20 protein-coding genes and 1 pseudogene are annotated in these 25,283 nt (G+C 70.8%); 10 read left to right on the top strand and 11 right to left on the bottom strand.

Going from position 1 to position 25,283, the window contains the following annotated elements; all coding sequences use genetic code 11:
* Positions 1 to 43: 43 nt before the first annotated feature.
* Together KM933_RS28440 and KM933_RS28445 are read right to left on the bottom strand one after the other, a co-directional pair.
* The gene (locus KM933_RS28440; RefSeq protein WP_221357402.1) at positions 44 to 478 is read right to left on the bottom strand and encodes a VOC family protein; all 435 of its coding nucleotides are present in this window, start codon (positions 476 to 478) and stop codon (positions 44 to 46) included.
* A 97-nt stretch (positions 479 to 575) separates the two neighbouring features.
* Positions 576 to 1,034, bottom strand: a complete 459-nt coding sequence (locus KM933_RS28445) for a MarR family winged helix-turn-helix transcriptional regulator (protein WP_221357404.1) — start codon at positions 1,032 to 1,034, stop codon at positions 576 to 578.
* Between the two features lie 63 nt (positions 1,035 to 1,097).
* Between KM933_RS28445 and KM933_RS28450 the strand changes: the two genes are divergently transcribed.
* On the top strand, positions 1,098 to 1,466 hold the full coding sequence (locus KM933_RS28450; protein WP_221357411.1) for a VOC family protein: 369 nt from the start codon (positions 1,098 to 1,100) through the stop codon (positions 1,464 to 1,466).
* A 125-nt stretch (positions 1,467 to 1,591) separates the two neighbouring features.
* Here KM933_RS28450 and KM933_RS28455 read toward each other — a convergent pair whose 3' ends face one another.
* Entirely contained in the window at positions 1,592 to 2,632 is a 1,041-nt protein-coding gene (locus KM933_RS28455; protein ID WP_221357413.1) for a hypothetical protein, read from the bottom strand.
* On the bottom strand, positions 2,620 to 3,285 hold the full coding sequence (locus KM933_RS28460) for a hypothetical protein (RefSeq protein ID WP_221357415.1): 666 nt from the start codon (positions 3,283 to 3,285) through the stop codon (positions 2,620 to 2,622). The genes KM933_RS28455 and KM933_RS28460 overlap by 13 nt, the downstream gene beginning before the upstream one ends.
* Before the next feature lie 229 nt (positions 3,286 to 3,514).
* Between KM933_RS28460 and KM933_RS28465 the strand changes: the two genes are divergently transcribed.
* Positions 3,515 to 4,336 (top strand): MerR family transcriptional regulator, encoded by an 822-nt coding sequence (locus tag KM933_RS28465; RefSeq protein ID WP_221357416.1) that lies wholly within the window; start codon positions 3,515 to 3,517, stop codon positions 4,334 to 4,336.
* Between the two features lie 106 nt (positions 4,337 to 4,442).
* Here the strand turns inward: KM933_RS28465 and KM933_RS28470 are convergent, their stop codons facing one another.
* From KM933_RS28470 to KM933_RS28495, 6 genes are all read right to left on the bottom strand, one after another.
* Positions 4,443 to 5,492, bottom strand: a complete 1,050-nt coding sequence (locus tag KM933_RS28470) for a hypothetical protein (RefSeq protein WP_221357417.1) — start codon at positions 5,490 to 5,492, stop codon at positions 4,443 to 4,445.
* Complete coding sequence (locus KM933_RS28475) at positions 5,480 to 6,142, bottom strand: hypothetical protein (protein WP_221357418.1); 663 nt, start codon at positions 6,140 to 6,142, stop codon at positions 5,480 to 5,482. Before KM933_RS28475 ends, KM933_RS28470 begins: the two co-directional genes overlap by 13 nt.
* A 208-nt stretch (positions 6,143 to 6,350) precedes the next feature.
* Positions 6,351 to 7,778 carry an acyltransferase family protein gene (locus tag KM933_RS28480; RefSeq protein ID WP_260334271.1) on the bottom strand — a complete coding sequence of 476 codons (1,428 nt, stop codon included), beginning with the start codon at positions 7,776 to 7,778 and terminating at the stop codon, positions 6,351 to 6,353.
* Positions 7,775 to 9,961 carry a bifunctional polysaccharide deacetylase/glycosyltransferase family 2 protein gene (locus KM933_RS28485; protein WP_221357419.1) on the bottom strand — a complete coding sequence of 729 codons (2,187 nt, stop codon included), beginning with the start codon at positions 9,959 to 9,961 and terminating at the stop codon, positions 7,775 to 7,777. Before KM933_RS28485 ends, KM933_RS28480 begins: the two co-directional genes overlap by 4 nt.
* On the bottom strand, positions 9,961 to 11,136 hold the full coding sequence (locus KM933_RS28490; RefSeq protein ID WP_221357422.1) for a hypothetical protein: 1,176 nt from the start codon (positions 11,134 to 11,136) through the stop codon (positions 9,961 to 9,963). The genes KM933_RS28485 and KM933_RS28490 overlap by 1 nt, the downstream gene beginning before the upstream one ends.
* A 501-nt stretch (positions 11,137 to 11,637) precedes the next feature.
* A complete protein-coding gene (locus KM933_RS28495; protein WP_221357424.1) occupies positions 11,638 to 12,609 on the bottom strand; it encodes a LysR family transcriptional regulator in 972 nt (323 codons plus the stop codon).
* 83 nt (positions 12,610 to 12,692) lie between these two features.
* Here KM933_RS28495 and KM933_RS28500 point away from each other — a divergent pair, with 83 nt between their 5' ends.
* The 8 genes and pseudogenes from KM933_RS28500 to KM933_RS28535 all read left to right on the top strand — a co-directional run bounded on the left by KM933_RS28500 (position 12,693) and on the right by KM933_RS28535 (position 23,535).
* Entirely contained in the window at positions 12,693 to 14,060 is a 1,368-nt protein-coding gene (locus tag KM933_RS28500; RefSeq protein WP_221357426.1) for an MFS transporter, read from the top strand.
* Positions 14,061 to 14,126: 66 nt separating this feature from the next.
* Positions 14,127 to 14,558 carry a cupin domain-containing protein gene (locus KM933_RS28505; protein ID WP_221357427.1) on the top strand — a complete coding sequence of 144 codons (432 nt, stop codon included), beginning with the start codon at positions 14,127 to 14,129 and terminating at the stop codon, positions 14,556 to 14,558.
* A 229-nt stretch (positions 14,559 to 14,787) separates the two neighbouring features.
* Positions 14,788 to 16,566, top strand: a complete 1,779-nt coding sequence (locus tag KM933_RS40370; protein ID WP_308013569.1) for an acyl-CoA dehydrogenase family protein — start codon at positions 14,788 to 14,790, stop codon at positions 16,564 to 16,566.
* Positions 16,567 to 16,969: 403 nt separating this feature from the next.
* The gene (locus KM933_RS28515) at positions 16,970 to 18,265 is read left to right on the top strand and encodes an ABC transporter substrate-binding protein (RefSeq protein WP_221357431.1); all 1,296 of its coding nucleotides are present in this window, start codon (positions 16,970 to 16,972) and stop codon (positions 18,263 to 18,265) included.
* Positions 18,262 to 19,287, top strand: a complete 1,026-nt coding sequence (locus tag KM933_RS28520) for a carbohydrate ABC transporter permease (protein ID WP_221357433.1) — start codon at positions 18,262 to 18,264, stop codon at positions 19,285 to 19,287. The genes KM933_RS28515 and KM933_RS28520 overlap by 4 nt, the downstream gene beginning before the upstream one ends.
* On the top strand, positions 19,284 to 20,105 hold the full coding sequence (locus tag KM933_RS28525; protein ID WP_221357441.1) for a carbohydrate ABC transporter permease: 822 nt from the start codon (positions 19,284 to 19,286) through the stop codon (positions 20,103 to 20,105). Before KM933_RS28520 ends, KM933_RS28525 begins: the two co-directional genes overlap by 4 nt.
* 22 nt (positions 20,106 to 20,127) lie before the next feature.
* Positions 20,128 to 22,537: pseudogene (gene yicI, locus KM933_RS28530) on the top strand (alpha-xylosidase).
* Positions 22,531 to 23,535, top strand: a complete 1,005-nt coding sequence (locus KM933_RS28535) for a LacI family DNA-binding transcriptional regulator (RefSeq protein ID WP_221357442.1) — start codon at positions 22,531 to 22,533, stop codon at positions 23,533 to 23,535. The pseudogene yicI and the gene KM933_RS28535 overlap by 7 nt, the downstream one beginning before the upstream one ends.
* A 59-nt stretch (positions 23,536 to 23,594) precedes the next feature.
* Here KM933_RS28535 and dacB read toward each other — a convergent pair whose 3' ends face one another.
* On the bottom strand, positions 23,595 to 25,193 hold the full coding sequence (gene dacB / locus KM933_RS28540) for a D-alanyl-D-alanine carboxypeptidase/D-alanyl-D-alanine endopeptidase (RefSeq protein ID WP_221357443.1): 1,599 nt from the start codon (positions 25,191 to 25,193) through the stop codon (positions 23,595 to 23,597).
* Between the last annotated feature and the right edge of the window lie 90 nt (positions 25,194 to 25,283).

Here is a 25,283-nt window from a genome sequence, read left to right on the forward strand (position 1 = left end):
GGTCTCCCTCCACCTTCTCCTGCTCTCCCGGTTCGGAGAGTGTTCAGTCGATACAGAACTCGTTGCCCTCGATGTCCAGCATCGGGATGCACGACTCGTTCTCCTCATCGGCGTACAGCGTCTGCACGTGTGTCGCACCGAGCGCGACCAGCCGCGCGCACTCCGCTTCGAGCGCGGCGAGGCGCTCGTCCCCCACCAGCCCGGTGCCGACCCGGACGTCGAGATGTACCCGATTCTTGACGGCCTTCCCCTCGGGGACGCGCTGGAAGTACAGGCGTGGGCCCACTCCCGAGGGATCACTGCAGGCGAACCACGCCCCCCTCTTCTCAGGGGGCAGGGTGCGGTTGAAATCGTCCCAGGTGGCGAACCCCTCCGGCGGCGCCGGTGCGACGTACCCCAGCACTTCACACCAGAAGCGGGCGAGGCGCTCGGGTTCTGCGCAGTCGAAGGTGACTTGGAAGTTCCTGATCGCTGACATCGGCGCACCGTACCGCGCGCCGGGGAGACCCTGCCGCTCATTTCCCAGGCGGCCGCACTCCCGTCAGGGCGCGGCGAGACGTGCGCCGCGGAACGCGTTATGCGCCGTCATCACCCTTGCGCAGGGAATGGATCATGCTCTCCAGGATCCGGAACGCGCCCGACTGCTCGGCCTCGGTCATGCCGGCCAGCATTCTGTCCTCGACCGACCGGACCGCCACGGTCGCCTTCTCCAGGCTCCGCCGACCGTGCGGCGTGAGCCGCGCGGGAAGAGCCTTCCCGACGGGCGCCTCCGCGGGCCGGGTCACCTGGCCCTCTCGTTCCAGGGTCTGGAGCAACACGTTCATCGACTGCCGTGTCACGAACGCGCCCCGCGCGAGCTCGGAGTTCGACAAGCCCGGCCGCTGAGCCAGCAGTTCGAGGCAGGCGTAGTGCGTCACGCTCATCCCGAGCGGCCGCAGCACCTCCTCCATGGCCACGCGCAGGGCGCTCGACGCCTCTTTCAGCAGGTAGCCCAGTGATTTGTCCAGGTCGACGCCGACAGCTTTTTGACTCATGTCAGGATTCTGACATACATTGATCCGTGTCAGGAAGCTGACACGAAGAGAAGGAGCACCATCATGCCCGTCACCGGCCCCGACTTCATCTCGCTCCAGGCGCGCGACCTCGACGCTTCGCAGGCGTTCTACGAGCAGTACCTCGGCCTCGTCCGCTCGCAGGCCGGGCCTCCGCACGCCGTCGTCTTCGAGACGAAGCCGATCGCGTTCGCACTCCGCGACGTCGTTCCCGGCACCGATCTCGCATCCGTCGCCCAGCCCGGCATCGGTGCCGCGATCTGGCTCCACGCCACCGACGTCCAGGCCATCCACGACGCTCTCGCCGCCGACGGTCACACCATCGTCTCCGCGCCGATCGACGGCCCCTTCGGCCGGACGTTCACCTTCGCCGACCCCGACGGCTACCAGATCACGCTCCACGACCGCGCCTGACACGCCCGACGCCACCGGACGATCGCCGGTCCCCGAAAGACCGCGGCGGTGACCCATCCGGCCCTGCCGGATTCGTCACGCCGCCGGGACCGAGGCGGGAAGCGCCGCCCCTTCTCCCCTCCCCGTCAGCGGTTGACGGACTGGATCTCCTGGACGATCACGTCCTGGCCGGCCCCGAACTCGCCGTCGGGCAGTGGCTGGGCACCGTCCACGCCGGTGCCGGTCCAGCTGATCTTCCACGTGACCGTGGCCCTCAGCGGGTACGAGCCGTCGCCCGACGAACGCAGGTACCTCACACCGCACGGCGGGGTCTCGTCGGACCCACCCTTCACGTAGGGCTCACCGATCCGGTCGCCGTTCAGCTCACACACACCCGACGCGGGATACGTCGCCGCATCCGGCGTACCCGGCTCGATCCTCAGCGACAGGGGTTCCGCCGTGGTCGTCGCCTCCACCTGCAACAGCGGGACGGACGCCGTCACGGAGACCGGCTTGAACCTCGCCGCGTCCAGCCATGCCCACGTCGGCAGGTTCACCTTCATCGTGCCCTCCGGCGCCAGCTCGACCCTGGTGCCGGGGACCCTGATCTCGGCGTACGCGAGCTGGGCCAGCATCTCGGGGGTGATCGCCTGCGGGATGTCGGGCGGCGGGGCGTCACCCGTGTCCACCCAGAAGATGTCCTTCGTGCAGTCCAGCGCGCCCGGGTCACCCTCCCGGCCCTCGGTCACGTAGGAATCCCAGAAGTAACCCTCGCCGGCCTTGTCCTTGTTGAAGTCCTTGTACGACCCGCCGCCCTCGAACTTCTCACGCCGCTCCGCGTCCCACTCGTAGCCCGTGGAACCCGCTTCCCAGATCGGCGTCAGGTACTTCTCCAACTGCTCCGGGGTGTACTTCGGCGCGTAGTAGCAGGCGGGCGGAGTCCAGTTCGACGCCGCGGAGGTGACCGGCCCGACCGACCCTCCAGACCCGTTCTTGTCACGGTCGAAGACCACGGCCCCGGCCGTGGAGGTCAGTTTCTGGCCCTGCCGACCGCCCTCCGCCTGCGTCTCGGAACCCGTCCCGTTGCCGCCCGGCACAAAGTCCGCCCGAGCAGCAGGCCCTCCGGCGAGCACCGCGACAGCGGCGATCACAGTCGCACCCACGGCGATTCGCCCTACGGCTGGCATTGCGCCGCCCCCCTCGTAGAGATGATCTGAGACGTCTGCCAGATTCCTGCGCCGTTCCTTTCCAACCGCGTGTTGTAAAGGACATAGCTGTTCTTCGTGACAGGCGTCTTGTCGGCTTTGCCGGTCTTCTTGTCCTTGCTGAATCCCTTGCTCTCGTCCGCGCAGAAGCTGAGCAGGGCTGTGGTCTTGTTCTTCAGCGTCACGTTTCGGTCGTAGTAGCGCGCTTCTCCCGTCAGGGAGGAATTGGCATCTTTGAACTGCTGGACCCAGGTCAGCGCAGCCTCTCGCGCCTTGCCCGTGTTGTAGTAAGCAAGGGCCTCTCCCTCGGGATCCGTTCCTGTGATCGCGGCGTCCACGGCGCGCATCCGCTCGGCGTTGTCGGCGAGGACGGCATCCTTGACCGCATCTCCGGTCTTCGTCGTTTCGAAGGTGAGCTTCAGGTCCGGCGGAAGCGTGATCTTGGGCCGGTCGGTGGAGTCCACCGCGTCCGCGCTCGGCGACGCCGGCTTCCCCGTGCCCGTGTCCGCGCCCGCGATCTTGTCGCTGTCCTTGTTCCTGTCCTTCGCGCTGTCGCCGCCACCGCAGGCGGACAGCGACAGAGCCGCAGCGGCGGTCAGCGTGACCGCTGCGAGCAGAGTGGGACGGCGGTTCACAGTTGTCTCCCCTGAGGCGAAGGCGTTTTGAGGGCAGCCACGCTACCGAGGGCGCGGGAGACGACACCAGCGCGAACTCCGGCAGGGCGATGCTCGTTGCAGGACTGGGACGACAGAAGCACTGAGCCTCTTCAGCGGCACCGATGAGGCTCCGGCTTTTCGCCGTCCCCCGGCCGTCACGCAGCTTCTTGACCCTCACACCGTGTCAGGCGGTCAGCTCGGAGACATCATGTTCACCATCGGAGACTTCGCCCGGCACGGCCGCGTCTCGGTCCGGATGCTGCGTCACTACGACGCGACCGGACTCCTGCGCCCGGCCCACGTCGACCCGGCCAGCAGCTATCGCTACTACACCGCTGCCCAGCTCGCCCGCCTCAACCGGATCATCGCGCTCAAGGACCTCGGATTCACCCTCCAGCAGGTCCAGGACATCGTGGACGAGAAGGTCGGCGCCGAGGAACTACGCGGCATGTTGCGGCTGCGGCGGGCCGAACTGGAGACCGCCATGGCTGCCGCGGGAGCACGGCTGGTCCAGGTCGAGGCGAGGCTCCGAGCGATCGAGAGTGAGGGGCACATGCCCACGAACGACGTCGTCATCAAGAGCGTTCCCTCCGTCCGGGTGGCGGAGCTGACCGCAACGGCCGCGAGTTTCGAGCCCGCGGACATCGGCCCGGTGATAGGGCCGCTCTACGACGAGCTGTTCCGGTGCCTGGACTCGGCGGGTATCACGCCTACGGGCCCGGGCGTCGCGTACTACGAGGACGTTCCGGAGGGCGGTGGCAGGATCAGCGTCCACGCCGCCGTCCAGGTCTCCGCCCCTCCTCGGGACGGCACCTTCCGGATCTTCGACCTGCCGTCCCTCGGCCAGGCGGCGACCATCGTGCACCGCGGTTCGATGGACGCCGTGCTCCCCACCGCCCAGGCCCTGGCCCGCTGGATCGACGCCAACGGCTACCGGTCGACCGGATACCCCCGCGAGATCAGCCTGGAGTGCCCGGAAAATCGTGATGACTGGGTGACGGAACTGCAGGCACCGGTGGCCCGGGGCTGATCCGTCACGCCCCGGTCCGGCCGGTGATCACGTTCGGGCAGCGCGAGACCGCCACGGTGTCCCGCTGCCCGAACCGGGCGGTGAGGCGGCGTCGATGATCTTCCGGTCAGCGGTTGACGGACTGGATCTCCTGGACGATCACGTCCTGGCCGGCGCCGAACTCGCCGTCGGGGAGCGGCTGGGCGCCGTTCACGCCGGTGCCGGTCCAGCTGATCTTCCAGGTGACCGTGGCCCTCAGCGGGTACGAGTTGTCGCCCGACGAACGCAGGTACCTCACACCGCACGGCGGGGTCCGGTCGGACTTGCCCCTCGCATAGGGCTCGCCGATCCGGTCGCCGTTCAGTTCGCACACGCCGGACGCCGGGTACGTCGTCGCGTCGGGCGTGCCCGGCTCGATCCTCAGGGACAGCGGCTCCGCCGTGGTCGTCGCCTGAACCTGCAACAGGGGGACGGACGCCGTCACGGAGACCGGCTTGAACTTCGCCGCGTCCAGCCACGCCCACGTCGGCAGGTTCACCTTCGTCGTGCCCTCCGGCGCCAGCTCGACCCTGGTCGAGGGCACACGGATCTCCGCGTACGCGAGCTGGGCCAGCATCTCGGGGGTGATCGCCTGCGGGATGTCGGGCGGCGGGGCGTCACCCGTGTCCACCCAGAAGATGTCCTTCGTGCAGTCCAGCGCGCCCGGGTCACCCTCCCGGCCCTCGGTCACGTAGGAGTCCCAGAAATAGCCCTCGCCGGCCTTGTCCTTGTTGAAGTCCTTGTACGACCCGCCGCCCTCGAACTTCTCACGCCGCTGGGCGTCCCACTGGTAGCCCGTCGACTCCGCCGCCCAGAGCTTCTTCATGTACTTCTCAAGCTGCTCCGGGGTGTACTTCGGCGCGTAGTAGCAGGCGGGTGGAGTCCAGTTCGACGCCGCGGAAGTGACCGGCCCGACTGAATCACCGGAACCGTTGTTGCCACGGTCGTAGACCACGGCCCCGGCTACTGCGCTGACGCTGCCATCACCGCCAGCATTTCCTGATGCCGTGGTGTCAGAGCCACCGTTGGTGCTACCACCGTGCCCGTACCCTGCGAATGCCTGCGCTGGGCACAACACCAGAGCTGCGGTGGTCACGAAGGCGACTACTGCTGGACTTCTGAACTTCAGGACTGGCATGCGGCGCTCCCACGCTGCGACGTCAGCTTCTCGGTGACCCAGATGCCTTCTTCGTTGACCCGAAGCCGACTGTTGTAAAGAACGTAGTTGTCTTTCGTTTTCTCGGTCACAGCGACTTTACCGGACTTCAGACTCTTGTTGTACGCTTTGTTTTGATCTTCACAGTAAGCGAATCCAGCCGTCCCGTCATCACTGATCTTCACATTGGAGTTGTAGTACCGCTTGGCCCCAGTAATGCGGTCTTTGTACTCAACGAATTCCCGGATGAAGTTCTCGCTGCCTGCCGCCGCCTCTCCCTCGGAGTAGAAAAGGTATGCCTTGTGCAGCGGATCCTGTTCAGCGATGGCCATATCCACGGCTTTGATGAATTGCTGGCTGTCGGCCAGGACCGCGTCCTTCTCCTTGTCGCCCGTCTTGGGCCACTCGAAGGTGTACGTGAGATCCGACGGAAGCTCGATCTTCGGTCGACCCGCAGCCGCCTCCGGCGCGCTCGGCGAAGCCGGCTTCTCCGTGCCCGTGTCAGCGCCCGCGATCTTGTCGCTGTCCTTGTTCCTGTCCTTCGTGCTGTCGCCGCCACCGCAGGCGGACAGCGTCAGGGCCGCAGCGGCGGTCAGCGTGATCGCTGCGAGGAGAGTGGGGCGGCGGTTCACGGACGGCTCCCGGTGGGGCGAGGGGGTCATGAGCGCAGCCACGCTACCGAGAGGGCGGGGGACGACACCAGGGCGAATTGTCGCAGGGTGACGACGAAACGGTCACCGAAACCCACGGGGCCGTACGCCCGGTCGTCGGAACGGGCGTGGCAGAGCGCGGGCCGGGTCATCGACCTGGCCCGCGCGAACACAGTCAACCTCCGCGGAACTACCGCGCCCTGGCCCGTGGTCGGGAGCGAGTGCCGGAGCCGGGGCCCGAGCTGGAACCCCGGTCCGTGTCGGCGCCCGGACGAGGGCGCTTCCTCGCACCCGTCGGCCACAGTTGTGGACGCCGCTTCGCCGCCAGGTCCTCCGCCCAGCCGAAGGCGAGGACGCAGGCCGCGATCAGGATCCAGGTGAGGACCAGGACCGGCCAGGGGCTCTCCAGCAGCCAGGCGTGGTTCTCCGACAGCGCGTCGATGCTCCACAGCCGGTCCCACTGCGTCGCCGCGACGAGGATGCACGTGTTGTGCCAGAGGTAGATCGTCACGGCACGGGAGTTGAGCAGCGTGACCGGCTTGTCCCAGCGGCGCAGCCGGCGCGGCCATTCCGACCACGACGGGCTGAAGTGCAGCAGGAGCAGCACGGTTCCGCAGGACCAGAGGGCCTGGGCCAGCGGGATGCTGTCCAGGTCGTGACCCTCGGAGAAGTTCTGGTTCGTGGCGTACCAGAGGCCGACCAGTGCGATCGCCGGCGCCACCGAGGGGACCACGTAGCGCGGGAGGCGCTGCAGGATGCCCTCCTGGTGGGCCATGCCGATGATCCAGCAGGCGCCGAAGGTGCTGAAGTCCGTGAGCGCCGAGGGGATCCGCTCCCCCGGGAGGGAGAGGTACTCCAGCTGGAACGCCGCCGACAGCAGGATCGGCGCCGCGATCGTCGCCAGCGGCAGCGCGCGCAGGGCCCGCAGCAGGAAGGGCGACAGCAGGACGTACCAGAGGTACGCGCGGACGTACCAGAGCGGGCCCGCGAGGTCCGAGGCCCAGTTGTCGCCGATGAAGCCGTGGATGCCGGGCAGTCCCTCCGCGTACGGCGGGTCGCTGACCGGGAGGATCCAGAACGTGAGGTGGAGCAGCCACCAGCCCGGGTGGCCGTCCTCGTCGGGTCCCCAGCCCTGGAGGACCATGCCGGTGACGCCGATCGCGCCCAGGAGCCAGATCGGCGGGACCAGACGGCGGACGCGGCTGCGGATGACCTGGGGCGCCGGGCGCTTCAGCGAGCGCGCCATGAGGTTGCCGGCCAGCGCGAACATCACGCCCATGGACGGGAACACCAGGGGCAGCCACGCCCAGCCGGTGAGGTGGTAGAGGACGACCCGGAAGAGGGCGATCGCACGGAGGAGATCGAAGTAGCGGTCGCGGACCGGGCCGCCGCGCCTGACCGGTGCCTCTGTCCCCGAGGGCGCCCCCGTCCCCGAGGGCGCCGCGGTCCCGGGCGCCGGGAGATCCCCGGTCGCCGCCGTCGCCGTCGCCGTCGGGCCGAGTCCGAAGCCCGGTGCCGCGATCGGTGCCGCTCCCGGGACCGGGGGCCGAAGGGGGGCGTTCCCGCCGTACGAGTCGTGCATCGGGGTGTCCTGCCCGGTGGGAGGCCATGTGCTCATCCGACGGGCCTCCGGTCCCTCTCCGGCTGCTGCGCGGGCGGGCCCCCGGCGCCGGGAAGCCCCACCGCACCCGTGCGGCGGAGTTTCTGCCAGCGCAGCCGGCCGCCGGTCAGGGCGGTGATCCAGGACTGGAGCAGGACGACGTACATGAGCTGGCGGTACAGGATCTGCTGGAGCGGGAGGGAGACGAGGTGCGTCATGCGTTCCTTGTCGAGCCGGAACGCGTACGCGGCGCACACCGCCTGGACCACCAGGACGCCGAACCAGGCGGCGATCGTCTGCGCGGTGGGGCCGAACACCAGCCCGTAGAGCAGGAACACGTCGATCAGGGGGGCCAGGAGCGGGGCCAGGATCATGAAGAGGGAGACCAGGGGCATGCCGACCCGGCCGAAGCGGCCCGACGGGCCCCGTTCGATCACCGCCCTGCGGTGCTTCCAGATGGCCTGCATCGTGCCGTACGACCAGCGGTAGCGCTGGGACCACAGCTGCTGGACGGACTCCGGGGCCTCGGTCCACGCGCGCGCGTTCTCCGCGTACACGACCCGCCAGCCGTCGCGGTGCATGGCGATGGTGATGTCGGTGTCCTCGGCGAGCGTGTCGTCGCTCATGCCGCCCACGCGCTTGAGCGCGGAGCGCCGGAACGCGCCGACCGCGCCCGGGATGGTCGGCATGCAGTTCAGCATGTCGTACATACGGCGGTCGAGGTTGAAGCCCATCACGTACTCGATGTGCTGCCAGGCGCCGATCAGCGAGTCGCGGTTGCCGACCTTCGCGTTGCCCGCGACCGCGCCGACGCGGGGGTCGCCGAAGGGCTGGACCAGCTCGCGCACGGTGGACGGTTCGAAGACGGTGTCGCCGTCCATCATCACGATGAGGTCGTACCGGGCGTTGGCCACGCCCCTGTTGAGGGCGGCGGGCTTGCCGGCGTTGAGCTGGCGCACGACGCGTACGTTCGGCAGGTTCAGGTTCTCGACGATGCGGGCGGTGCCGTCGCTCGACCCGTCGTCGACGACGATCACCTCGATGGGGTGATCGCTCGCCACGAGCGAGTGGACCGTCTGCTCGATGCACTTGGCCTCGTTGTAGGCGGGCACGAGGACCGACACCGGTTCGGTGATGGGCCTGCCCCAGCTGAAGCCGCGGCGGCGGACCCTGCGGGCGTGCAGGACGGAGAGGAGCAGCATCAGCCCGAAGCGGGCGATGACCAGGCCGCCGACGACGGCCAGGCCGACGACCAGGACGGACGTCGTGTTCTCCGACGCCCGGACCGCGAGGACCCACGCCTTGCCCTTCCACAGGTCGAGGCCGGAGACCTCGGTGTGGGCGCTGGGCGCCTTCAGGGCCGCGGTGAGGGTGTCGAAGTCGTAGCCGTCGTCCTTGAGGCCGGAGATGAAACGGTCGAGCGCGGCCACGGTCTGCGAGCGGTCGCCGCCGGAGTCGTGCATGAGCACGACGGCGCCCTTGCCGTCCTTGGGCATGGCGTTGCGGATGATCTGCTCGACGCCGGGCCTGCGCCAGTCCTGGCTGTCGGTGTTGTTGACGACCGTGATGTAGCCGCGGCTGCCGACGTACTCGGTCACCGGCCACGACTTGTTGTCCATCTCGCGGGCGAACGACGAGTACGGCGGCCGGAACAGCGAGGTCCGGATACCGGCCGCGCCCGCCAGCGCCAGCTGGTTCTGGGACAGCTCCCAGTCGATGCGGCTCTTGGACTGGAGCGAGAGGTCGGGGTGGTTGAAGGTGTGCAGGCCGATCTCGTGGCCCTCGTCGACCATGCGCCGGACGAGGTCCGGGTGGCGCGAGGCCATGGAGCCGGTGATGAAGAAGACGCCGTGCGCGTCGTAGCGCTTCAGGACCTCCAGCACCTTGGGCGTCCACTCGGGGTCCGGGCCGTCGTCGAAGGTCAGGACCAGCTCGCGGTCCGGTATCTCCAGGCTGTCGGTGCGGCCGTCCCGGGTGTCGATCACCGGGCCGCCCTCCAGGATCTCCTCGGGTACGCGGTCGGACGCCGCCGGTGACTGGACGCGGTGGTCGGCGAGTATCTCGCTGTGGACGAAGCCGCGCAGCATCAGCATCGCCATCAGGGCGACGAGGACGAGCAGGGGCAGCAGGTAGCGCATGGGCAGGCGCCGGCGCCGGAGGGCGCCCCGCTCTGCACCACGGCGGTTGGTGCGGGGTGCCATCAGAGAACGTTCTCCGGGAACGACGGGGACGAGGAGTACGGGGAAGACGAGGGAGCGGTGGTCGGGCCCGGTGGCTGAAGGACCGGGTCGGGGGTGAGCGGTCCGCCGGCGACGGTGCCGGTGTCGTCCTCGGCCGGGGGGTCCAAGGGGTCCGAGGGTTCCGTCGCGGTCTCGGTGGCGCTCGGCTCCGGGGCGGCCGGGGACGAGGTGACCGGGTCGGGGGTGTCGGACTCGGTCGGCTCGGGGGCGGCCGGCTCGGTGGTGTCGGCCGAGGGCTCGGGGTCGGCGCTCTGCACGGGGGCGGTGGCGGTCGCCGACGGGACGGAGGAGACGCCCGCTCCCGGGAACTGGCTCGGCGGGACCTCGACCGACGGGGTGGTCCCCACCGTGGGGCTCACCTCCTCGCCGGACGGCTCCGCGGACTCGGCCGTCAGGGGCGGGGCGTCGACCTCACCGGCCGGCGTGTCGCCCTTCTGCCCCAGTTCGGGGAGCCAGGGCGCGCTGGAGTTGCCCGACACGAGCGTGGCGAGGACGACCATCGCGTAGACCGCGCAGGCGAGGCCGACCGCCATGCCTATCCTGCGGTACCTGCGGCTGCGGCGACCCGTCTCGTCGACGAAGACCGGGCGGTCCGCGGCCTCCTGGGTACGGGCGCCGGGGGCTCCCTTGGCCTGCTGGACGAGCCAGTCCTCCGTCTGCCGTCCGACGCCGTCGAGCTGGACCGTGACCTCGTGCGGGTCGTGGCTGTGCTCGGGGTGCTCGGACTCGTTCCAGGAGCCGTCTGCGGCGTCGTGCCCCGGGTCACGCCTGGCGTCGTCGCGTGCGGCGGAGCTGCCTGTGCTACCGGCGAATCCGGAAGGGGCCGCGGCACCCGAGGGGTTTCCGGACGGAGTGGAACGTGCGGGACGGGCGGGCCGGGCGGAACGGGCGGAGTCGGTGGCCGCGGTGGTGCCCCAGACTATTCGCCCGGTTTCGAATCCGGTCGCGGCCCGGTCGTCGCTTCGCCGGTGGTCGTTCCTCCGGCTGCCGCCGAACGGACCGCCGTGCGAAGGACCGCCGCGCGAAGGACCGCCGGGCGAAGAGCCGCCGGGCGGGGGACCGCCGTGCGGCGACCCCCCGCCCGGTCGTTCGTCATCCGGCTCGGCGGTCGGGCGGGCGTCCTTCCGCCGGGGCACGGCCGCGGCGGCCTCCCGGCGGAACCATCCGTCGGACGGGCCGGACGCCCCGGCTGAAGCGGACGCGTCGGATGTGGGACCACTGCCGGAACAACCAGAATCGCCGGAATCATCCGGACCGCCGGAGGAGTCGTTCATGTCGGGCCTTTCGAGGACGGAGGTGGCATCGGGCGCGTCCGGATCACCAACACCGTCTGAACCTTTACGGAAGGGCCGATCAAGCCTGTTTCGAACCGACCGGTTCACTTCGTCGCGGGTCGGCCGGTCGACTCCGCCCTCGCCGACCTGACCGGAATCATTCCGTCCGGGTTGGGCGTCTTCTGGCCAATCTTTCGCGCGCACGTACATCCCCCCACGGGACTCGTTCTGGGTGGCGCGTGCGACCCGAGTACTCGCACGTCGTCGTCCGGACCGGACCCCCATCCGGTCCGAGCGCCCCCCTTAGCACACTTCACCCGGGCCACGAATGTAGCGCACGTAGCCATGCGTGAGGGTTCCGTGTCAGATCTGGCTCTTCATGACGAGCGCATCCATGGCCGGAATCCATCCTCCGGCAGGCCGCTCCAGCCACCCCTCGTCCGCCGCCAACCGTGCCGCTGCTTCCCTCAGGGCGTCAACTCCTCGATGCACCAGACCCTTCCGCCACACCAGTGACACGGGTGACAGCGGAATCGGGTCGACGAGGGGGTGGAGTGTCGAGCCGGGCATGGCCGGAAAATCTATTACGGCGAGCACGGGGGTCCGCGTCTTGGCCATGATCCTCCGGAACTCCTCGGTGCCGACGGCGAGCGGCGCGGGTGCCGCCACCTCGATCCCGCGTCCCTCGAAGAGCTGACGGGCCAGCCCGGTCCATTCGAGCGTCCGGGGGTTCCCCGCGCCGGCGTACACCCGTTCCCCCGCCAGCGCGTCGAGCGGTACGGCGTCCAGCGCGGCCAGCCGGTGGCCCTCGGGCAGCACGACGGCCATCGGCTCGTACCGCACGGGCTGCTGCTCCAGGCGGGCCCGCACCGCCGGGTCGAGGCCCGCGAACCGCCCGAAGGACGCGTCGAGCCGGCCGGCGAGCAGTTCGCCCGCCGCGCCGGTGAGGCCACTCTCGAAACGGGTCATCAACTCGCAGTCGGGAGCGAGTTCGCGGGCCAGCGCCAGGACCCGCCCGCAGGCTAGCCCCGGGCTGTTCACGTCCACCAGCAGGGGGCGCGCGGCGTCCGCCCGCCCGAAGGCGGCGAGCAGCTCGTCCTGCGCCTCCAGCGCCCGGCGCGCGTACGGCAGCAGCCGCTGCCCGTCGGGGGTGAGCGCCACCTGCCGGGTGGTGCGTACGAAGAGTTCGGCGCCCAGTTCCCGTTCCAGGCGCCGGATGTCACGGCTGAGTGCCTGCTGGGCGACGTACAGCCGGGCTGCCGCACGGGTGAAGTGCAGGTCCTCGGCGACGGCGAGGAAGGCGCGCAGCAGTCGGGGTTCGAGGTGGGCGGACACCGGGTGAACCTACAACGGTGGCGCGTGAATCGGCGCCGAGAAGGTGTTGGACCCCTGGCGGGACGCCGGGCGAACGTTGACCGATGCCGCCCCTGACCCGTCGCCCGCGCTTCCGCCCGCCGTCCCGTCCGCGTGCCCGGCCGTACCCCCGGGCACAGGTCCGGTCACAGGTCCGGGCACCGTCGCGCAATCCCTACCGGCAGCTCTTCGCGATACCCGGCACGAGAGCGTTCACCGCGGGGAACCTGATCGCCCGGCTGCCCATGGGCATGTTCAGCGTGAGCGCCGTCGTCATGATCGCGCAGACCCGGGGCTCGTACGCGCTCGCCGGCGCCGTCACCGCCGCCGGGCTCGCGGCGACGGCGGTCGTCGCGCCCTGGACCGCGCGGCTCGTCGACCGTCACGGACAGGCCCGGATCGCCGTCCCCGCGACCGCGGTCGCGGCGCTCGGCTCCCTCGCGCTGCTGCTCTGCGTCCGTCGGGGGGCGCCCGACTGGACGCTGTTCGCCGCGTACGCCGCCACGGCGACCACGCCCAACACCGGGGGCATGTCGCGGGCGCGCTGGGCCCATCTCCTCAAGGGCGACCCGGCCCGGCTGCACACCGCGAACTCCTTCGAGCAGGCCGCGGACGAGTTCTGCTTCATGTTCGGTCCGGTGCTGGCCGCGCTGCTGTGCTCGACGCTCTTCCCCGAGGCGGGCACGCTCGTCGCGGTCGTCCTGCTGCTGACCGGTGTCCTGGTGTTCAGCGCCCAGCGCTCCACGGAACCGCCCGCCCGGGGCCGTACGGGTGCCGGCGCCCCGTCCCCGCTCCGGGCGCCCGGCATCCCGCCGCTGCTGGTCGGGTTCCTCGCCACGGGTGCGGTGTTCGGTTCGACGGAGGTGGTGACGATCGCGTTCGCGGACGCGCAGGGACACCGTGCGGCGGCCGGGGTGGTCCTCGGCCTCCAGGCGGCCGGCTCGTGTGCGGCGGGGCTCGTCTACGGGGCGCTGCGGCCGGCGGCGCCCGTCGGCCGGAGGTACCTCGTCAGCGTCGCGGCGATGGCGCTCCTGATGTGGCTGCCCCTCCTGGCCGCCACGCTGGGCGGCGCCCTCGTGCCGGTCGCCCTCGTGCCGCTCGGCCTGGCGTTGCTGCTCGCCGGGATGGCCACCGCGCCGACGATGGTCACGGCCATGACGCTGCTCCAGCACCGGACTCCCGAGGGGCGGCTGAACGAGGGCATGACACTGGCGGTGACGGGGCTGCTGGGCGGGATCGCCTGCGGTTCCGCGCTGGGCGGGTGGGTGGTGGAGCGGGGGGCGGCTGCCGCGGGCTACGCCGTTCCCGCGGCTGCGGCCGCGATGGCTCTGCTGATCGCTCTGGCGACGACGGCGACGGCGACGACAACGCCGCCGCCGCGCGGTCGCGGCCTCGGCCTCGGCCGATCGTCTCGCGGCGGCGCGTCGTCGTGAGCCCGCGGGTCCGCGCGGCTGGCGTGAACCGCTCGAACACCGCGGGCCGGCTGCTGTACTGCGGACGTGACAGATCAGAAACAGTGCACCGTCGTACGAACCGGCCACTACCAAGGCGTTCAGGGCGGCTCCTTCGCCACCGGCATCAGCGCCCAGTCCGCCGGCGCCCGGGCCCTGTGCCTTCACCAACTGGTGATGCCCGCCGGCAGCAGGGGCCGCCCGCACCTGCACGAGGCACACGAGTCGGCCATCTTCATCCAGTCCGGGCAGGTCGAGGTCTGGCACGGCCAGGACCTGACCGAACACGTCCTCCTACGCGCCGGCGACTACATCCACATCCCCGCCGACACCCCCCACCTGCCGGTCAACACGGGCGAGCAGGACATGACCTGCCTGGTCGCCCGCACCGACCCCCAGGAACAGGAAGGCGTGCGCCTCCTGGACCTGCCCGCCTGGCTGGCCACGCGCATCGGCCCCCTGCCGGTCGGGAACGGCTGAGGGACGCCCCTCCGCCAGGGACCGGCTCCGGCCCCGGCGTGCGGCGCGGTCTCGCCCGGGTCGCCTTCGTCAGTGAACCGTCCCCGTAGCGGTGCCTCCTGTGGCCAGTGCCTGCTGTGGCGCGAGTCCGGTCCCCCACCTGTCGTTCTTGATCGGTTCCTGTTTCCCGGGCGGTTTCCGCTCGCTGCCCCGGGTCGTTGCTCCAGGCGTGATGATCGACACCAGTCCCGTGAGCGGCCCTCACCCGGGTCCCGACAGCGCCGAGCTCACCGAAGCCCTCTTCGCTGACGGCCCGGAGGGCGCCGAGGTCCACGCCGTATGGCGCGAGGCGGTCTCGACCGACCTGTTCCGACACCCCGGCGACGCCGGCACCGAAGAGCGCCGGCAGCTCTCCTACGACCGTCTGCGGGCCCTGAACGAGGAAGTCCTCTCGCCCGAGGGTCTGGCGCAGGATCCGCGGGCGCTGGCCGCCCTGCACGAGTGGAGCGCTGTGGTGGACGGTGCGACGGCGACCGTGGCCGGCATCCACTACAACCTCTTCCTCGGAAGCCTGCTCGACGACCGCCTCTCACCGCCGCGCGACCTCAGCGCTTTCGGCAAGCTCGCCCGGACGGGGACGTTCCTGTGCACCGAGCGTGCTCACGGCAACGACGCCTCCGCACTGGAGACCCGCGCCCGGTACGACCGTGAACGCGAGGAGTTCGTGCTGCACACCCCGCACGAGGGTGCGCAGAAGTACATGCCCAACACCAGTGCGGCCGGCGGGCCGAAAAGCGCGGTGGTGGCGGCCCGGCTGCTGGTCGACGACCAGGACCAGGGTGTCTTCCTGTTCCTCGTACCGCTGAGCGACCGTCGCGGAACCCTGCCGGGCATCACCGTGACGGTGTTGCCCGAACGCGTGGGCAGCCCGGTGGACCACTGCGTCACCGGCTTCGACCACGTGCGTCTGCCACGGACCGCACTCGTCCAGGGCGATCACGGACAGCTCCTGCCGGACGGCAGCTTCACCAGCACCATGGGCAGCACGCGCAGGAGGTTCCTGCACGCGATCGCCCGGGTGACGGTCGGCAAGCTGTGCATGAGCGCCAGCACCCTGGGCGGCTGCCGGGCGGCACTGGCGGTCGCGGTCCGCTACGCGCACACCCGGCACATCTCCGGCCCGGTGGCCGGCCGACGCGTCCCCCTGGCCGCACACCGCAGCCACCACGCCCCCCTGCTGGAACGAGTGGCCACCGCCTACGCCATGACCTTCCTCCACCGGGCGGTCACCGAACACTGGATCACCCACGAGCCCGCGGAACGTGCGGCGAGCGAGCGTCTCGTGGCCCTCGCCAAAGGCTGGATCACCTGGCAGGCACGGGAGATCACGATCGAGTGCCGCGAACGCTGCGGCGCCCGTGCCCTGTTCCCGGTCAACGGACTGGCCGAGTACCCCGCCAACGCGGACGGGGCGATCACCGCGGAGGGGGACAACCTCGCGATCTGGTGCAAGGCCGCTGCCGAAATGGTCTTCGGTCACCCGCTCGCCCCCGCACCCCGGCAGGCGACCGGCCGGGAAAGCCTGACGGACCCCGACTTCCTTCGCCTCTGCGTCACCGCCGCCGAGCATCACTGGCACGACACCGCACGGCGTGACCTGCGCGGGGGTGAAGCAGGTGACGCGCTCAGGCGCTGGAACAACGCCTCTGCCGCCGCCCTGGACCTCGTCGAGGCCCACACCGTCGGCAAGGCCGCCGACGCCTTCGCCGCAGCCCTCGCCCGAGTCACCGGCCCCGGCACCCGGACAGCCCTGCACGACCTGCACGTCCTGTTCCTGCTGGACCAGGTGCGCTCCCGCAGCGGCCTGCTCCTGGCCGAGGGCGTCCTGAGCCGAGAACACGTCCGCTCGCTGCCCCGCACCAGGCACACCCTGACCGCCCGCCTCGCCCCCCTCCTGCCGGCTCTGACGGAAGCCTTCTCCCTCCCCGAAGAACACCTGTCCTCCCTCCCGATGCTGACAGCCCCCTGACCCGGCCGCCCCGGACGCGCCGGTCTCCTCCCGGGAGCGGGCCGTCGCCTCATGACGCGTCGATCGGGGTGTTCGAACAGCCGACCGACGGGGGCGTCGCCGGCCACGTCGCCGGCGAGGATGTCCCAGTTCCCGACGACGGACCAGGTCGTGCCGTTGCGGAGGTCGTGGAAGGGGAGGGCCACGCAGCCGTACGTCGGCCCGGCCGGAGCCGGAGAGGCGCGGGCAGATCTCGGGCGTGCGGTCCGCCGAACGTCCGGGGCAATTCCCGTCCGCCCCATTGACTCGTCACCGGCCCCCACATACGTTCCCCCGTCGAAGCGCTTCGACGGCGCTCGTCGAAACGGTTCGACGGGTGCCGCGTGATGTCGCGATGCCCGTCCGACTCCCCCGGAGGCACAGGATGTTGAGCGCACGACGGCGTGTGACGGCGGCGGCAGCGGTGGTGGTCGGCGCCACCCTGCTGCTGGCCTCCTGCGGTGACTCGGACAGCGGGTCCTCCGACGGGAGGACGCTGAAGCTGTGGCACTACGAGAGCCCCGACAGCGCGATGGCGGTGGCCTGGAACGCCGCCGTCGAGGAGTTCGAGAAGACCCACCCGGGCGTCGAGGTCAAGTTCGAGGAGAAGGGCTTCGAACAGATCCAGAAGACCGCCCCGATGGTCCTCAACTCCGACGACGCCCCCGACCTCATGGAGTACAACAAGGGCAACGCGACGGCCGGCCACCTCTCCCGGCAGGGGCTGCTCACCGACCTGTCCGCGGAGGTGACGAAGCGCGGCTGGGACGAGAAGCTCAGCGCGGGCGTGCGCACCACCAGCCGGTACGACGCCGAGGGCGTGATGGGCTCCGGCAAGTGGTTCGGGATCCCCAACTACGCCGAGTACACGATGGTCTTCTACAACAAGGACCTCTTCGAGAAGTACGGGATCGCCGAGCCGAAGACGTTCGACGAGCTGACGGCCGCGATGGACACGTTCGTCGACGAGGGCGTCACCCCGCTCGCCAACGCGGGCGCCGAGTACGTGGCCCAGCAGTACCTGTACCAGCTGGCGCTGTCGAAGGCGGACCGCGCCTGGGTGGACTCGTACGAGCTCTACAAGGGTGAGCCCGACTTCCACGACGCCGCCTGGACGTACGGTGCGCGGACCTTCGCGGACTGGGTGGAGAAGGGGTACATCAGCGAGAAGTCCACCAGCACGAAGGCCGAGGACGCCGGGCTCTCGTTCATGCAGGGCAAGAGCCCGATCCTGTTCTCGGGCAGCTGGTGGTACGGCCGGTTCGCCGCGGAGAACACGTTCGACTGGGGCACGTTCCTGTGGCCGGAGTCGGACATGACCCTCGGCTCGGGCGGCAACCTGTGGGTGGTCCCCGAGGGCTCCGCGAACAAGGAACTGGCGTACGACTTCATCGACATCACCATGTCGGAGAAGATCCAGAACCTGCTCGGCAACAAGGGCGGCGTCCCGGTGGCCGCCGACCCCGCGGCCATCACGGATCCGCGGGCCAAGGAACTCATCGCCGACTTCAACACCCTCTCCGAGCGGGACGGCCTGGGTTTCTACCCCGACTGGCCCGTCGCCGGCTTCTACGACGTCCTCGTCTCCGAGACGCAGAAGCTGATCACCGGGAGCGCGAAGCCGGACGCCTACCTGGACGCGGTGGAGGCCGCGTACGACAAGGGCGTACAGGACCGATGACGGTCACCGTCGAACAGGGCGGCCGGGGCAGCAAGGGAAGCAGGCGCAGCAAGGGAAGCAAGGGCGGGAACAGCAGCGGCAGCAGGAGGGCCGGAGCGCGTCACCACGGGGCGGGTCCGCGCCGGCCCCGTGACTCCTACGCCCTGTTCCTGCTTCCCGGGGTGCTCGCCTTCCTCGTGGTCGTCGTCGTGCCGTTCCTGATGAACACGGGTGTGAGCTTCACCGACTGGCAGGGGGTCGGCAGCCCGGAGTGGTCCGGGCTCGCCAACTACCGGGAGCTGATGGACGACGCCGCGTTCTGGGCGTCCTTCCGGCACAGCCTCTTCATGGTCGTCGCGATGGCGGTCCTGCCGACCCTCCTCGGACTGGTCCTGGCCGCCGCGCTCTTCGACTTCGTCGGCAAGCACTTCGGCAGCAGGACGGCCGCCGTGCTGCGGGCCTGCTTCTACCTGCCGCAGGTGCTGCCCATCGCGGTCGCGGGCATCGTGTGGAGCTGGATCCTCGCGCCCGACGACGGCTCGCTGAACGAGGTCCTGGAGGCGGCCGGGCTCGGCGGCCTCCGGCAGGACTGGCTCGGCGACCCGGACCTCGCCCTCTACAGCGTGATGGGCGTGATGGTCTGGGTGCAGCTCGGCTTCCCGCTCGTCGTCTTTATGGCGGGACTGCAACGGGTGGACCCGCAGCTGTACGAGGCGGCCGAGCTGGACGGAGCCGGCTGGTGGCGGCGGTTCTGGCACGTCACCCTGCCCCGGATCCGGCCGGAGATCTACGTCGTGCTGCTGTGGTGCACGATCGCCGCGCTCAAGGTGTTCGGCGCGGTGTACGTCCTCACCAAGGGCGGACCGGGCGGGGCGACCGACGTGCCGTCGTACTTCTCGTTCACCACGTTCTTCGAGAAGACGCAGGTCGGCTACGGCGCCGCGATCTCCACCGTGCTCACCGTGATCGTCCTGGTGCTCGCCCTGGCCGGCCTGAAGCTCCAGGCGCGCGCCGAGGACGCCGAAGAGGGAGTCGTGCGATGACCGTCCTCCGCCGTTACCCCGTGCTGGTCGCCCTGGTCATCGGGGCGCTGTTCATGGTCCTGCCGTTCCTGGTCGTCGCGGTGAACGCGCTGAAGTCGCCGGCCGAGTACGCGGCGAACGGTCCGCTGAGCGTGCCCGAGGGCGTCTACCTGGACGGTCTGAAGGACTTCTGGGAGCGCGTCGACTTCGGGCAGAAGCTCGTGAACTCCGTGCTGATCAGCGGGTCGGTCGCGCTGGGCGCGGTCGTCCTCTCCGTCCTCAACGCGTACGCGATCGGCATCGGGCGGATCAAGGGGCGCACCTGGGTGCTCGCCTTCTTCGTGCTGGCCAACATGCTGCCGCAGGAGGCACTGGTCTACCCGGTCTACTACCTGAGCAAGGAGGCCGGCCTGTACGACACCCGGCTGAGCGTGATCATCGTCTTCACCGTGATCCAGGCAGCCTTCGGCACCTACCTGCTCTCCGCCGTCCTCGGGCAGTTCCCGCGCGAGATCGTCGAGGCCGCCCGGATCGACGGCGCGGACAAGTGGCAGGTGCTGTGGCGGATCGTGGTGCCCGTCAGCCGGCCCACCATCGGCGTGCTCCTGGTCTTCTTCTTCATCTGGACCTGGAACGAGTTCCTGCTCCCCCTGGTGATGCTGATCTCCAACGACAACCAGACCGTGTCGGTGGCCCTCGGCGTCCTCCAGGGCCAGCGCCTGATGGACGCCACGATGACGAACGCCGCCGCGCTCCTGGGCGTCCTGCCCGCGCTCGTCTTCTTCCTCGTCTTCCAGCGGACGCTCACCCGCGGTATCGCCGTGGGCGCCGTCAAATGACCGCCGAACAAGGGGTGTGCGTGTGAAGTTCACCGACGGCTACTGGCTGCTGCGCGAGGGCGTGACGGCGGCCCACCCGGTCGAGGTCCTCGACGTGAGCGCCGGGTCCGGGGCCCTGGAGATCCACGCGCCGACCCAGCCCATCCGCCACCGCGGCGATCTCCTGAAGGGACCGGTCGTGACCATCGGCGCGCACGCCCCGATGCCGGACGTCATCGGCGTCACGTTCACGCACTTCGAGGGCGAGGAGCCCCGGGGACCGCAGTTCGAGCTCAACCGGCTCGGCCGGCAGGAGTTCCAGGCGCACGCCGAGTACGACGACGACTGCGCGACCCTCACCGCGGGCGCCCTGTCCGTCCGCGTGAGCCGCACCGGCCCCTGGCACGTGGACTTCCTCGCCGACGGCCGCGTCCTCACCGGCAGCGGCCCCAAGGGCATGGGCATCATGCGCGACGCCTCCGACGGCGGCCACTACCTGCGGGAGCAGCTGAACCTGGGCGTGGGCACGCACGTCTTCGGGCTCGGTGAGCGGTTCGGGCCGCTGGTGAAGAACGGCCAGGCCGNTCGGGCTCGGTGAGCGGTTCGGGCCGCTGGTGAAGAACGGCCAGGCCGTCGACATGTGGAACGCCGACGGGGGCACCGCCACCGAGCAGGCGTACAAGAACGTGCCGTTCTACCTGACCGACGCGGGTTACGGCGTCTTCGTGGACCACCCCGGCCGGGTGTCGTTCGAGGTCGGCTCGGAGGCGGTGTCCCGGGTCCAGTTCAGCGCCGAGACCCAGCAGCTCACGTACTACGTCATCTACGGGCCGACGCCGAAGGACGTCGTCCGCAAGTACACGGCCCTCACCGGCCGGCCCGCGCTGCCGCCCGCCTGGTCGTTCGGGCTGTGGCTGTCGACGTCCTTCACCACGTCCTACGACGAGGCCACCGTCAGCTCCTTCATCGACGGCATGAGGGAGCGGGAACTGCCGCTCTCCGTCTTCCACTTCGACTGCTTCTGGATGCGCGAGTTCAACTGGTGCGACTTCGAGTGGGACCCCCGGGTCTTCCCGGACCCGGAGGGGATGCTGGCCCGCCTCAAGGAGCGCGGGCTGCACATCAGCGTGTGGATCAACCCGTACATCGCGCAGCGCTCACCGCTGTTCGCGGAGGGCAGGGCGCTCGGGCACCTGCTGAAGCGCCCCGACGGCGGTGTCTGGCAATGGGACCTGTGGCAGCCGGGCATGGCGCTGGTCGACTTCACGAGTGAGGCCGCCCGCGACTGGTACGCGGCGAAGCTGGAGGCGCTCCTCGCACAGGGTGTCGACTGCTTCAAGACCGACTTCGGGGAGCGGGTCCCGCTCGACGTGGCGTACGCGGACGGCGGCGACCCCGAGCGGATGCACAACTACTACACCTACCTCTACAACCGGACCGTCTTCGACGTGCTGCGCAAGCACCGCGGGGAGGCCGAGGCGGTCGTCTTCGCGCGCTCGGCGACGGCGGGCAGCCAGCAGTTCCCGGTGCACTGGGGCGGCGACTGCGAGGCGACGTACGAGTCGATGGCCGAGTCGCTGCGCGGCGGGCTCTCCCTCGGGCTCTCCGGGTTCGGCTACTGGAGCCACGACATCGGCGGCTTCGAGGGCACCCCGACCCCCGCCCTCTTCAAGCGCTGGCTCGCCTTCGGGCTCCTCTCCTCGCACAGCCGGCTGCACGGCAGCTCCTCCTACCGCGTGCCGTGGCTCTTCGACGAGGAGTCCGTGGACGTCCTGCGCCTGTTCACCCGCCTGAAACTGCGCCTCATGCCGTACCTGTACGAGGCCGCCCGCGCCGCGCACGCGACCGGGGTGCCGATGATGCGCGCGATGGTCCTGGAGTTCCCGGACGACCCCGGCTGCGCGCACCTGGAACGGCAGTACATGCTCGGCCCCGACCTGCTGGTCGCGCCGGTGTTCTCCGACGACGGGGACGTGGCGTACTACGTGCCCGGGGGCACCTGGACGCACTTCCTGACCGGGCGGACGGTGACCGGGCCCCGCTGGGTGCGCGAACGGCACGGCTTCTCCAGCGTGCCGCTCCTCGTCCGGCCCGGCGCGGTGATCCCGGTGGGCGCCGTCGAGGACCGCCCCGACTATCCGTACGCGGACGGGGTGACCCTGCACGCGTACGGGCCGGCGCGCGGCGCGCGGGTCACGGTGGTCGTGGACGGGGTGACCTTCACCGTCGTGCGGGAGGGGGACACGCTGCGGGCGTCGTCGAGCGACCCGGCGGCGCCCTGGGGTCTGGCCGCGGGCGGGAGGAGCGCGCGGGCGGCGGCCGGGACCGGGTTCCTGTCGCTGGAACTGGAGCCGGGGCCGGGATCGGAGCCGGGGCCGGGATCGGAGCCGGGGCCGGGACCGGAGCCGGACCCCGCGCGCGGTCCGGACCGGGAGCGGGGCCGGGCATGGTGAAGATCACCGATGTGGCCCGGCACGCGGGGGTGTCCCCCAGCACCGTCTCGTACGCGCTGAGCGGCAAGCGGCCGATCTCCGAGGAGACCCGGCAGCGCGTCGAGGACAGCATCCGCGAGCTGGGCTACCGGCCGCACGCGGGCGCCCGGGCCCTGGCCAGCAGCCGGTCGAACGTACTGGCGCTGGTGGTGCCGCTGCGGACCGGCATCCACGTACCGGTGGTGATGCGGTTCGCGGTGTCCGTGGTGACGGCCGCGCGCCGCCACGACCACGACGTACTGCTGCTCACCCAGGAGGAGGGCGAGGACGGGCTGCGGCGGGTCGCGGACACCGCCCTCGTGGACGCGCTGATCGTGATGGACGTCCAGCTGCACGACGGGCGGCTGCCGTTGCTGCGCGCCCTGGACCGGCCGTCGGTGCTGATCGGTTTCCCGGCCGAGCCCGCCGGGCTGACCTGCATCGACCTGGACTTCACCGCGGCGGGTGAACTGTGCGTGGAGCACCTGGCGGGGCTCGGGCACCGGGTGATCGCCCTGGTGGGCTCGCCGCCCGAGGTGTACGTGCGGGAGACGGGGTTCGCCCAGCGGGTGGTCCGGGGCTTCACCGCCGCGGCCCGCCGCAACGGCATCGTCTCCTCGGTGCACCCGTGCGGGGCGGAGCCCGCGGCGGCCCGGCGGGTCGCCGAACGGCTCCTGCGGGAACAGCCCGCCCTGACCGGGGTCGTGGTGCACAACGAGCCCGTCCTGGAGCCGCTGATCGACGCCTTCGAGGCGCTCGGGTTACGGGTCCCGGGCGATCTGTCGGTCACCGCGATCTGCCCGGACGAGCTGGCCGGACGCGTCCGGGTGCCCGTCACCTCCATCGCCATACCGGCCGACGAGGTGGGTGCCGGGTCGGTGGAACTGCTGATGCGGAAGCTGGGCGGCACCGCCGTGCCGGAGGCGACACTGCTCCCGCCCCGGCTCACGGTGCGGGAGAGCACACGGCCGCGCCCCTGACCTGCGGGGCTCAGGCGGAACGCGGCCCGGGGGGCGTCCCCGGGCCGCGCCTCACCCCCTCAGCACTTCACCGGCTTGCGCCACGAGCACTCCAGGTCGGTGTCGTGCCCGGCCGTCCGGGCGCCCGGGATCTTCGCCGGCGTGGTCTCCTCCGCCGTGGACCCGGCCAGCGTGACGACGATCGCGTCCTCCAGCGGCTTCACGGACGGGGCGAGGTAGTTGTTGAGCACGATGCTGTAGACGAGTTCCCGTCCGTCCGCGTCCTTCACGTAGCCGGAGAGCCCGGACGCCCCCGTCAGCGAGCCCGTCTTGCCGACGGCGTTGCGCGCGGCGGGCGTCCCGCACATCCGGGTGCGCAGGGTGCCGCCCACGAGGCGGTCGGGATCGCAGGCGACCGGCAGGGACGCGTGCCAGTCGGCGTACCAGGGCTCGGCGCGCACCGCGAGCAGCAGCTCGGCGAACTGCCCGGCGGTCAGGTTGTTCATCCGGGACAGCCCCGACCCGTCGACCTGCCGCAGCTTGCCGGTGTCGATGCCGATGCCCTTGAGGTAGCCGGTCACGGCGGTGAGTCCGGCGCTCCAGGTCCCCTCTCCGGAGACCTCGCGCCCCATGGCCTTGACGAGGACCTCCGCGTGCATGTTGTTCGACAGCTTCATGAACGGGACCAGCAGGCGCTTCAGCGGCATGGAGGCGTGGGAGGCGAGGGGCCGGGCCGCCGCGGGGGTGGCGCGTCCCAGCTGCGTCCGGCCGGTGACCTTCACCCCGTGCGCGGTGAGCGCGTCGCGGAACACGGCGGCCGCGTAGCCGGTGGGCTCCCACACGCTCACCCACTCCTGGATGCCGGAGCCGCCCACCGGTGTCGTACCGCTGACGACGATCGTGTTGGTGCCGTGCTCCCGCTCCACGACGAGGTCGTCCGCGCCGCCCGCGGCGACGGTCGTGGCCCGTACGTCGACGTCCACGTACCCGGTCCTCGGGGTGAGCGTGACCACGGGCGCGGCGCCGGCCGCGGCGCCCGGCGCGACCCGCACGATCACCGATCCGGTGTCGTAGTCGGTGTCCGGCGCGACGCTCAGCGCGCTGATCTGCGCCGAGTAGTACGCGGACTCGTCGTCGGCGGCCCAGGCGCGGCCGAGGCGGTTGCCGTCGAAGTGCGTGTCGTCGGCCATGAGCCGTCCGTCGACGCGCTTGATGCCGGCCGCGGCGACGCGGGCGGCCAGGGCGTCGTAGTCCTCGGCGAGGGCGGTCGGGTCCCCGGTGCCGCGCAGGTACAGGTCGCCGCCCAGCACGGAGCCGTCGCGGCGTCCGGTCGTCAGGACATCCGTCGTGAACGTGTGGTCCGGTCCGAGGATCTCCATCGCCGCCGCCGAGGTGGTCAGCTTGGTGTTGGAGGCGGGCATCAGCCGTGTGGTGGGTGCCCGCCGGTAGAGGACGTCCCCGCCCGCGGCCTCGGCGATCACGACGCCCGCGGCGCCGCCCTCCATCCGGCTGTCCCCGAGGATCGTGTCGATGGCCTCCGGCAGACCGCCGGCCCCCGCGTCCGCCCCGGCCGGGGCCGACCAGCCGAGCCCGGCCGCCAGCATGCCGAGCACCACGGCCCAGGTCCACCCGCGGGCACGCGGGCGGTGGGATCTCTTGGCTTCTCCGCGTCGTGTCATGTGACGCAGGATCCAGGAGGACCGGCCCCGGCGACAGTACGCGGACCGCAACAGACACGGCGAGGATCCCGCCGGCACGGCGAAGGCCCC

Origin of the sequence: Streptomyces beigongshangae, from assembly GCF_019710745.1 — a bacterium.
GTDB classification, from domain to species: domain Bacteria; phylum Actinomycetota; class Actinomycetes; order Streptomycetales; family Streptomycetaceae; genus Streptomyces; species Streptomyces beigongshangae.